Below are 10,962 nucleotides of genomic sequence, written 5' to 3' on the forward strand. Positions count from 1 at the left end.
AAATATCAGTACTTTTACCCTATGTTTAAACAGCTATTTCTTTTTTTAATTTTATGTACGATTTCTGTTGGCTTTGGTCAAGAGAAAAATCAGGCATTTAAAACTAGAAAAATGGTTTACACAAAAGCGGAAATTCAAATTGATACTTTAGCGTTAAATCCGAATTCATTCAAAATATACAACTTTGATAATCAGGAAATTGACACATCTTTTTATTCCTTCAATTATCAAACCAAAAAACTAATTTTCAAAAAAGAATTTCAAGATTCGGTCAAAGTCGAATATTACCAATTGCCGAATTTCCTAACTAAAACCTATACCATTTACGACGAGAAAAAAATTGTTCCAAATGAAAATGGCCGATTATTAACGTTTACCGAAAACAATAAAAAACCGATTACAGTATTTAATGGTTTGCAAACGAATGGAAGTATTTCTCGTGGAATTACGGTTGGAAACAATCAGAATACGGTTTTAAATTCGAATTTAGACTTACAGATTTCAGGGAAAATATCAGATAACGTTACTTTAAAAGCCTCCATTCAAGATAGTAATATTCCGTTGCAAGAAGGTGGATATTCTCAAAAGATAGATGAATTTGACCAGATATTTATTGAGCTTTCCTCTAAAAATTGGAACATTCGTGCTGGAGATTTATTTTTAGAAAACAGGAAAACTTCTTTTTTAAATTTTAATAAGAAAGTCCAAGGCTTATCATCGCATTTTAATTGGGGAAATACCACTAAAAACGATTTGTTTTTTGCGGCTTCCTTGGTTCGTGGACAATATGCCAAAAGTAATTTCACAGGTCAAGAAGGCAATCAAGGTCCGTATAAATTACGTGGAAATAGCGGCGAATTATATGTTTTAATTATTTCCGGTTCGGAACGTGTTTACGTGAATGGAATTTTAAAAGAACGCGGCGAAAACAAAGATTATATTATCGATTATAATGCGGGTGAAATTATTTTCAACGCGACTTTCCCCATTACTTCCGAAATGCGAATTGTGATGGAATATCAATATTCGGATAGAAATTTTACGCGATTTTTAAGTTATGGTGGTTTCAGTCACGAAAGCGATAAATTCAGTATTGGAGCGTATGTATATTCTGAAAATGATGTGAAAAATCAACCATTACAACAAAGTTTATCGGAAGAACAAGTACAAATTTTACAAAATGCAGGTGATGATATGACTCAAATGAATGCGCCTTCCGCTTATGAAGACACGTATTCGGAAAATAAAATTTTGTACAAAAAAACAATTATTGGTTTAGATGAAATTTTTGAGTTTTCAACCGATCAAACCCAAACTTTATATCAAGTGAAGTTTACATTCTTAGGAAATAATTTAGGAAATTACGTTTTGGCAAGTAACAATACGATTGGTAGAATTTATGAATATGTGGCGCCAATCGCTGGAATTCCGCAAGGAAGCTATGAACCGATTGTGAAATTAATTGCGCCAACAAAAATTCAAATTGCTACGATTGTCAGTAAATATTCGCCAACAGAAAAAACAGAAATTGAAACAGAACTTGCGATTTCTAACAACGATAAAAATTTATTTTCTGGTATAGATGACGCCAATAATCAAGGAATTGCTTCTAAATTGAACATCAAACAACAGTTGTTTTCTAAAGTAATTAGTGTGCAATCTTTTGCGAATGTTAACTACATTCAAGAAAATTTCAAACCAATTGAGCGTTTGTATAATATTGAATTTAACCGCGATTGGAACATCACCAATCCGCTAGGGAATCAGGTTTTGATTATTGGCGGATTTCAATTTAATTCGGTTCAAAGAGATTCTGTAAAGTGGAAAACTTTCGGAAAATATCAATTTGAAAAGTTAGATTATTCTGTTAATTTTTCTGGAAACAAACATGTTTTTCAAGCTGTAGCGAAGAATAATTCGATCGTTTTTCAAACCAATACAAGTTTGATGAATAGCAAAAGTGATTTAAGCAAATCTGACTTTTTCAGAAATCAGAATGTAGCGAAATATCATTTTAAGAAAAACTATATTGGTGGAAGTTTTAGAAATGAAAACAGTAAAGAAATTCTAACCCAAACCCAAACTTTAAGTAATTTTAGTCAGCGATTTACCGAATATGGAAATTTCATTGGACGTGGCGATTCAACAGCGGTTTTTACAGAAATTGGTTATTTGGCACGACAAAATGATAGTCTACAAAACAATGTTTTAAAACGAGTAAATGCTTCTTTTTCTACCTATTTGAAATCGCAATTGATTAAAAATGACAGAAGAAATTTAGGCGTTTTCATTAATTATAGAACGTTGAAATTTGCCGATAATCGTCCCACAGAACCATCTATAAATTCGAGATTAAATTACTCAGATTCGTTTTTTAATAATTTAATTCAAACCACTACTTTTTACGAAAATAATTCGGGAAGTATTGCCCAACAAGAGTTTACCTATTTAGAAGTCGATCCGGGACGAGGCGTTTATATGTGGAACGATTATAACAACAACAACGTTCAGGAATTACAAGAATTTGAAATTGCTACTTTTCCAGATTTAGCCAAATATGTGAAAGTATTTTTACCGAATCAAATATTTATTCGAACCTATCAAAATAAATTGAGTCAAACGCTGATTTTTAACGGAAATGCTTGGCAAAACGAAACAGGTTTCAAGAAATTTATATCCAATTTTTACAATCAATCTTCCTTAATTATTGATAAAAAAGTAGCCAGAAATTCTAATTCTTTCGAATGGAATCCGTTTTCAAAAGATGAAGAAGATTTAATTGGATTGAACAATAATTTCAGAAATAGCTTATTCTTTCACAAAGGAAAACAGAGAAATTCGGTGACATATACCTACAATTCAAGTTCGTTGAAAAACTTATTAAATTTTGGTAGTCAAGAAAACTATATCAAAAGTCATCAAGTGCAATATGTGCATTTGGTAAAAAAGTTTTGGTTGTTTCAAGTGCAAACGAATACTTCCAATTCGGAAAGTATTTCAAATAGTTATGCTAGTCGAAATTTCAACATTGATGGTTTAGAAATTGCGCCAAAAGTCTCTTATATTTTTTCTAAAAATGCGAGTTGGGACGTTTTTTACGAAAACAGTAAAAAAGAAAATACGTTGGGCAATTTAGAAAGCTTAAAACAAAATCAGTTTGGAACTTCTTTCAATTGGAATACGGAAAAAGGATTTTCCATGAATGGAATTTTCACATATATTAATAACGATTTTACTGGAAGTGCTTCTTCTCCAGTTGGTTTTCAGTTGTTAGAAGGTTTGCAAAACGGAAAAAACACCACTTGGCAACTCTTATTTCAGAAAAATATCACGCAATTTTTAGATGTTTCCATTAATTATAACGGACGAAAATCGGAAACGAGTAAAACCATTCATACAGGAACAGTTCAGTTACGAGCATTTTTTTAAAATATTTAACATATTGTTCAAAAACACCTTGTATTCTTAAAGAAAATCTAATAAAATCTTATTTTTTCGGTGTTTAAGATTTGATTTTAATAAAAATAGAATAAATTTGTTTTAAAATTAACCCACAATGAAAAATTACCTACTAATATTAACATTTTTTGCTTTCATTACTAGTCAAGCCCAACTAAGTAATAAGCACTGGTTACCGCCTTTACATTCGAGAGACGATTCCACCATTCAAGATCAATATTTATACATTTCTACGGCAGAAACTACACCTTTTCAAGTGAATGTAACGACTGGAAATGGCGTACCAATTTCTGGTTCACCTTTTACAATTTCTCAAACCAATCCGGTTGTTGTAAATGCAGGAGTTGGACAACCTTCAAATATGTTTTTGGATTATAATGACATTAACATCGTAAAAAGCGATAAAGGATTAATTTTAGAAGGTCCAAAAGATTTTTATGTAAGTTTTAGAATGAGACATATAAATCATGCTGAGACATTAATTTCTAAGGGCCGACCTGGTATCGGAACCGATTTTAGATTGGGAAGTACACCTCAAGGCGGAGAAGTTTCAATTAGAAATTTTGTATCTAGTGTTATGGCAACAGAAGATAACACTTCTATTACTTTATCTGATTATAACACTAATGTAGAATTTGTTTCTGGTGCTGGTTTTATAACTGACGATACGCAAACATTTATTCTAAACGCCGGTGAATCAATTGTTTTTAGTGGTTATGCAGACAATCCTAATAACTGGACTGGCTTTATTGGTGCTTCGTTGACTTCTACAAAACCAGTTGCAGTAAGCACTGGAAACGCTACTGGAGGAGTTACCGATAATGGTTCCGATTTTACATTAGATCAAATTGTTTCTTCTTCACAAATTGGAACAGAATATATATTTATTGAAGGTAATGGGACACCACAAATGGAATTACCTTTAATTATTGCTGATGAAGACAATACACAAATTTTTGTCAATGGAAATCCAGTTGCTGCGACTACATTAAATGCTGGCGATTATTATTTAGTTCCGAATTCAGAATACCAAGGAACTTCCAATAAAAATATTTATGTAAAATCTACTAAACCAGTTTTTGCTTATCAATTAATTGGAGGTGCACCTTCAAGTCCAACTTCTGGATTAAACTTCATACCTCCATTAAGTTGTTTCTTTCAAGAATCTGTTTATTTACCTGCAATTGACCAAATTGGAGGAAATACTTATTCTACAGATTTAATGATATTAACTTATTCTAATGCAACTATAACAATTAATGGTACACCAATAAGTACTACACAAGCACAAACAGTGTTAGGAAATACAGATTGGGTGACTTATAGAATTTCTGGATATTCAGGCAATGTAAATGTAGTTTCAACTGGACCTTTAGCTGTTGGTGTTTTTGGTTCTAGTGGTGCTGCTGGTTATGCTGGTTATTACTCAGGATTTGGTAGTGCTCCACAGGACACACCAATAACTGTTTGTTCATCAACAACTACAAACCTATTTGATGGTATTAATGGAAATCCTGGACCAGGTGGAACATGGACTGTTCCGGCCGGCGGAGCCCCTTTAGCTGGAGATGTTTTTGACCCAGCTATTAATATTGCAGGTGAATACCAATACGCATTTACAAAAACATGTAATACAGCGTTAACAAATATTAGCGTTAAAGTAAATGTTACGATTCAACAAGCTAACAATGTTGGAACAAATACTACAAAAAATACATGTAAAAATGCGGTTTCATTTGACTTGTTTCCTTTATTAGGAACCGGAGTTACAACTGGCGGAATTTGGTCTCCAGCATTAGCTAGTGGAACAGGAATTTTCAACCCAGCAGTTGATGCAAGTGGAACTTATACTTATACGATTCCTGCAAGTGGTGTTTGTCCGGCTTTATCTTCTACTGTTATTGTAACGAATTATGACATTCCAACTTTAGTAGCAATTACTGATTTAAAAGTTTGTGATGATGCAATTGATGGAAGCGATACAAACGGTCAAACTACATTCAATTTATCACCAAAAACTACTGAGATTTTAAATAGTCAAACTGATGTAAATGTTACTTACCATTTATTACAAAACGAAGCGATTGCAGGTACAAATGCTATTACTTCTTATACTGGTTCAGACAAAATAATTTACGTACGATTGTTTAATACACTTACCAACTGTTTTAATACTACAAGCTTTAATTTAGTTGTTACACCTTTACCAGTTGTAAACAATCCTGTAACTTTAAGACAATGTGATGATAATACTGATGCCATTTCTAATTTTAATTTAACAGAAGCAAACAGTATAATATCTAGTCAAAGTAATTTAATTTTTAAATATTATTTGTCACAAGCAGATGCTCAAGGAGACATCAGTCGAATTCCAAATGAAACAGCTTATACTTCTCCAAATGGCGGAGTGGTTTGGGCTCGTATCGAAAATGAAAATGGATGTATTAGAACTGCGCAAGTAAATTTAGCGGTTTCAGCTACACAAATCCCTGCAACTTTTCCAAAAATTGTATTAGAACAATGTGATGAATTCATAAACAACCCTGATCCAATTGCAGACGATCCTGACAATGATGGAATTGATTTCTTCGACTTAAATTTAGCAACAAATGACCCAGTGAATGGTATTTTGGCTCAATTTACAAATAGTACAAATTTAATTGTTACCTACTATGAGAGTCAAACTGATGCCTTGGCAGAATTAAATCCAATTGACACCAATAATATAGATGGCTATAGAAACATTACTCCAAATCTTCAACAAATTTGGGTAAGAATTGATAGTAATATAAACAATGATTGTGTTGGTTTAGGTCAATATGTAGATTTAAAAGTAAATCCGCTACCCGATTTTGATATTCCAACTTTAGAAGTTTTATGTGTACAACCAGGAACTGGGATTGGAAATTATGCTATAAATGCCACTCCAACAACTCCAGGAAACTACACCTATACTTGGACACCAACAAATCCTGACACAACAGCTGGTTTAGAAAATGCAGTTTTTAATGCTTCAGCAAATGGTATTTATAAAGTTGTGGTTACAAATACTGCAACGTCATGTTCAAGAGAAGACCAAACGGAAATACTTATTTCTTCAGCTCCACAAGCTGTAGAAGCAGAATTAGTATCAGAAATTTTCGTTAGTGGATTATCAACTATTCAAGCAGTAGTTATTGGCGGATTTGGTACTTACGAATATAGTTTAAACCAAATTGACTGGCAAACAAGTCCAGTTTTTGCGAATTTAGAAAACGACACCTACACCATCTATGTAAGAGATATTAATGGTTGTGGAGAAGGAAATTCAAATCAAATTGCCACTATTTCATTTCCAAATTACTTCACACCAAATGGCGATGGATATAACGATAGCTGGAAAATAGAAGGTTTAACTGAAGAATTTGAAGTAAAAATTTACATTTTTGACCGTTACGGGAAACTAATCAAACAAATTGATGCTTATGGAAATGGTTGGGATGGAAAACTTAATGGTATAGATGTGATTTCTTCAGATTACTGGTTTAAAATTGAATATAAAGAAAACGGTATTCAAAAAGAATTTAGATCACACTTTAGCTTAAAAAGATAATCTAATTCTCAAAAGAGAAACAACCGCAGATTCGCAGATTTTAATTTTTTATCTGCTAATCTGCGGTAAAATTTTAAAAAAATGACAGCATTCGTAAAACAAGAAGTTAAAAATAATATTGGATATATCACGTTTTTTCACCCTGCTGGAAATTCGTTCCCGAGTACACAATTACAACAATTAGTTGAAACCATTCAAGATTTAGATAAGAATGAAAACGCTACAATTATAGTCTTACAAAGCGAAGGCAATACGTTTTGTGCAGGTGCATCTTTTGACGAATTATTACAAATTGATAACTTAACCGACGGAAAACAATTTTTCTCTGGTTTTGCCAATGTGATAAACGCGATGCGAAACTGTTCTAAATTAATTGTGGGGAAAGTTCAAGGTAAAGCCGTTGGTGGTGGCGTTGGAATTGTGGCTGCTTGCGATTATGCTTTAGCAACCACAAAAGCTGATGTAAAACTTTCTGAATTAACGATTGGAATTGGACCATTCGTAATTGAACCAGCTGTTAGCCGAAAAATTGGACAAACTGCCATGAGCGAATTAACTTTAGCAGGAAACGAATGGAAACCCGCAACTTGGGCATTTGAAAAAGGTTTGTTTGCCAAATTGTTACAACCGGAAGAATTAGATTCAGAATTAGAAAAATTCGCTTTACAATTAGCGAGCTACAATCCAGAAGCTTTATCAGAAATGAAAAAAGTATTGTGGCAAAACACATCACATTGGAGCACTTTATTATACGAACGCGCTGAAATATCAGGCAAATTAGTGTTGAGTGATTTTACGAAAAAGGCGTTGGAAGCTTTTAAGAAATAGTCTTTAAAAACAATTACTGTATTCTAGCCGCGATAGTAGCGGCATCCTTTTTAAAATTGTTGCCTGAGGCTCTCGAAGGCAATAATTTTAAAAAGATATAGCGGATAGCGGGACAAAAAGCGAACTGAAATACTAGATGTTTGCTTCTTATAAAAAAGATACTGAAACAAGTTCAGCATGACAAAGCAGTGATAAAACCCTAACTCGTTTTCAACCAACCCGTAATACTAAATCTTTTTCTCTGAACTGGTTTTACTTCGTGTTCTAAGATTTGACTTTCAAAAATTACGACTCTGCCTTTTAATGGGTAAATTTTAATTTCCTCTTCTGTTTTGTAAATGACTAATTCGCCACCAAATTCAGGTTGCCAATTTTCATCGTTTAAATAACAAACTATAGATAATTTTCTTCGGGTATCGTTTTTAAAAACATCTAAATGACGTTTATAAAATGTGCCTTCAGGATAAATGGCATAATGAAATTCTTTGTTCGAAATTCCTAAATAACAAGTCGCGTTGATGTACGCCACAAAATCATTTATTTGATTGAAAAACGTTTCCGAAGCTTCGTTTTTGTCTTCTTCATTCAACCAAAAAATATAATCACCACGAATTTCATCTTTAATAATTTCATCCGATTTATTCCCAATTGCCGATTTCTTAAACTCGGAAGTCTCGAATTTATTTTCCAATTCGGTACGCATAATTTGTACGGCTTCTTCCGAAAAAAAAGCATCACAAACTGCATATTGATTTTCTAATAAATCGGTAATTATAGTTTCGTAAAGCGGATTCAATTCCATTGCAATGATATTTAAAGCAAAGATATACGTTTATTTTTGTAATTTTGCATTTCAATTATCAGACAATGAGTAAAATTAGAATTACCAAGCAATTTAATTTCGAAACAGGCCATGCACTTTATGGCTATGATGGAAAATGTAAAAACGTACACGGACATAGTTATAAACTTTCGGTGACGGTTATTGGTGAACCGATTACAGATTCGAATAATGTAAAATTCGGAATGGTAATTGACTTTTCTGATTTGAAAAAAATCGTAAAAGAAGACATTGTTGATGTGTTTGATCACGCAACCGTTTTTAACCAAAACACACCTCATGTGGAATTGGCAAAAGAGCTTCAAAATCGTGGTCATCACGTAATTTTAGTCGATTATCAGCCAACTAGCGAAAATATGGTAGTTGATTTTGCGAATAAAATTATGGCACGTTTACCAAAAGATATTCTATTACATTCTTTACGATTACAAGAAACGGAATCTTCTTTTGCAGAATGGTTTGCATCTGATAATTTATAATGAGCGTTACTTTATTATCTTCGCCTTTACAAGGTTTTACTGATTTCAGATTTCGAAATGCGTTTCATAAACATTTTGGTGGTATCGACACGTTCTATTCGCCTTACATTCGATTGAACGGAAAATTAGAAATTAAAGCTTCGTACGAAAGAGATATTCTTCCAGAAAATAATACCACTTTAGAAGTCATTCCACAAATTATTACAAATGACGCTGATGAGTTTTTATTCGTTGCGAAATATGTACAATCATTAGGTTATAAAGAATTGAACTGGAATTTAGGTTGTCCGTATCCGATGGTAGCCAAATGCGGAATGGGTTCTGGATTAATTAGTAATACCGAACGTATCAATAACATTTTAGACCGAGCGCATAGTGAAACTGATATTATTGTTTCGATGAAAATGCGAATGGGTTATGAAAATGCTTCTGAGATTTTAGACGTCTTCCCTATTTTAGAAAAATATCCAATTAAAAATATTGCCATTCACGCCAGAATTGGAAAACAATTATACAAAGGACCAGTCGATTTAGATTCGTTTCAACGTTGTTTAGATGTTTCGAAACATAAATTGTATTATAATGGTGATATTACATCGGTAGAAAAATTTAGAGAAATGCAAGAACGTTTTCCAAGTATTGATCATTTTATGATTGGAAGAGGTTTAATTGCCGATCCGTTTTTACCAAGCATGATAAAAAACAATACGACGGAATATCCTGAAGATAGATTCAAAATTTTCAATGCGTTTCATGATGAGATTTATCAAGCGTATGATGCTTTTTTACAAGGTCCAACTCCAATACGAATGAAAATGTTAGGTTTTTGGGAATACTTTTCAGAAGCCTTTCCAGATACGCAGAAAACATTCAAGAAAATTAAGAAAGCACAAAACAGCAGAGTTTACGAACAAGCTGTCAAAGAAATTTTTTCTTCTGCTTCTAAATAAAATACTACAACTTCATTTTCTGCAAAGAATTCTCGAAAGTAATCATATAAAAAAACCTCTCACTCTAATTAAAGAGGAGAGGTTTTTAAATTTATTTAAATCGTATTAGTTTTTGTAAACTTTCAATTCAGTGATTCCATCAACCGATTGTAATCTTACAATGTACATTGCATTAGACAAGCTTGTCATGTTCAATTGTACTTCTAAAGTATTTGGTTTCATTTCGATAACTTTTCTACCAGTTAAATCATAAACATCTACTGAAGTAATTTCTTTGCTGTATTTCACATTAAAGATATCTTTCACTGGATTTGGATAGTAATTTAATTGAGATAAATCGAAACTTGCATGTCCTAAAACTACTGTTACAGTAACTTGTAATGCCGAACTTGTACAAGTTCCATTTACTGAAACCGCGAAGTAATCTTCACCATCAACTAACTGAGTACCTGCAGGAATAGCATTTGTATTATTTGCAGCATCTAAAGCTGTTGGATACCAAATAATTCCAGTTCCCGAAACCACAATATCTTCAATTGTAGCATCTGAGGCTACTCCTCCATTAATTACTTGAGTTGTAGCTCCAGTAGGAGTTGTAGCAGTATCGATTGTTAAATTCAATGTCTCTGTATGACAACCTGTAACGTATGTATAAGTTCCACTTGAAGTGTAATCCGTATTGTTTACAGCCCAATGATAACCACCACAAGCTGATGCCGTAGTTACATTATTAGTGTTTGGTGTAATTGTTACAATAAAACTATTTTCATCTGTACAATTTGGAACAGTACCAGTTTGTGCATAAACATAAAT

7 protein-coding genes are annotated in these 10,962 nt (G+C 32.7%); 5 read left to right on the forward strand and 2 right to left on the reverse strand.

Going from position 1 to position 10,962, the window contains the following annotated elements:
• The first annotated feature begins 21 nt into the window (after positions 1 to 21).
• The 3 genes from BMX42_RS06595 (at position 22) to BMX42_RS06605 (ending at position 7,879) form a co-directional block, all read left to right on the forward strand.
• A complete protein-coding gene (locus tag BMX42_RS06595; RefSeq protein ID WP_091310814.1) occupies positions 22 to 3,429 on the forward strand; it encodes a hypothetical protein in 3,408 nt (1,135 codons plus the stop codon).
• 127 nt (positions 3,430 to 3,556) lie between these two features.
• Complete coding sequence (locus BMX42_RS06600; protein WP_091310817.1) at positions 3,557 to 7,051, forward strand: T9SS type B sorting domain-containing protein; 3,495 nt, start codon at positions 3,557 to 3,559, stop codon at positions 7,049 to 7,051.
• An 81-nt stretch (positions 7,052 to 7,132) separates the two neighbouring features.
• A complete protein-coding gene (locus BMX42_RS06605; RefSeq protein ID WP_091310820.1) occupies positions 7,133 to 7,879 on the forward strand; it encodes an enoyl-CoA hydratase/isomerase family protein in 747 nt (248 codons plus the stop codon).
• Positions 7,880 to 8,078: 199 nt separating this feature from the next.
• Here BMX42_RS06605 and BMX42_RS06610 read toward each other — a convergent pair whose 3' ends face one another.
• Positions 8,079 to 8,681, reverse strand: a complete 603-nt coding sequence (locus tag BMX42_RS06610) for a 2OG-Fe(II) oxygenase (RefSeq protein ID WP_091310823.1) — start codon at positions 8,679 to 8,681, stop codon at positions 8,079 to 8,081.
• A gap of 65 nt (positions 8,682 to 8,746) precedes the next feature.
• Between BMX42_RS06610 and BMX42_RS06615 the strand changes: the two genes are divergently transcribed.
• Entirely contained in the window at positions 8,747 to 9,199 is a 453-nt protein-coding gene (locus BMX42_RS06615; protein WP_091310826.1) for a 6-pyruvoyl trahydropterin synthase family protein, read from the forward strand.
• Positions 9,199 to 10,149, forward strand: coding sequence for a tRNA dihydrouridine synthase (locus tag BMX42_RS06620; RefSeq protein WP_091310829.1), 951 nt, complete (start codon positions 9,199 to 9,201; stop codon positions 10,147 to 10,149). Before BMX42_RS06615 ends, BMX42_RS06620 begins: the two co-directional genes overlap by 1 nt.
• Before the next feature lie 105 nt (positions 10,150 to 10,254).
• On the opposite strand, the gene BMX42_RS06625 is transcribed toward BMX42_RS06620, so the two are convergent.
• A partial coding sequence (locus BMX42_RS06625) for a T9SS type A sorting domain-containing protein (protein ID WP_177169131.1) occupies positions 10,255 to 10,962 on the reverse strand: 708 nt, incomplete at its 5' end.

It is taken from the genome of Flavobacterium terrigena, assembly GCF_900108955.1.
Classification (GTDB): domain Bacteria; phylum Bacteroidota; class Bacteroidia; order Flavobacteriales; family Flavobacteriaceae; genus Flavobacterium; species Flavobacterium terrigena.

Coding starts and splice junctions, on each gene's coding strand:
- BMX42_RS06595 (WP_091310814.1), top strand. CDS start 22: ATGTTTAAACAGCTATTTCTTTTTTTAATTTTATGTACGATTTCTGTT.
- BMX42_RS06600 (WP_091310817.1), top strand. CDS start 3,557: ATGAAAAATTACCTACTAATATTAACATTTTTTGCTTTCATTACTAGT.
- BMX42_RS06605 (WP_091310820.1), top strand. CDS start 7,133: ATGACAGCATTCGTAAAACAAGAAGTTAAAAATAATATTGGATATATC.
- BMX42_RS06610 (WP_091310823.1), bottom strand. CDS start 8,681: ATGGAATTGAATCCGCTTTACGAAACTATAATTACCGATTTATTAGAA.
- BMX42_RS06615 (WP_091310826.1), top strand. CDS start 8,747: ATGAGTAAAATTAGAATTACCAAGCAATTTAATTTCGAAACAGGCCAT.
- BMX42_RS06620 (WP_091310829.1), top strand. CDS start 9,199: ATGAGCGTTACTTTATTATCTTCGCCTTTACAAGGTTTTACTGATTTC.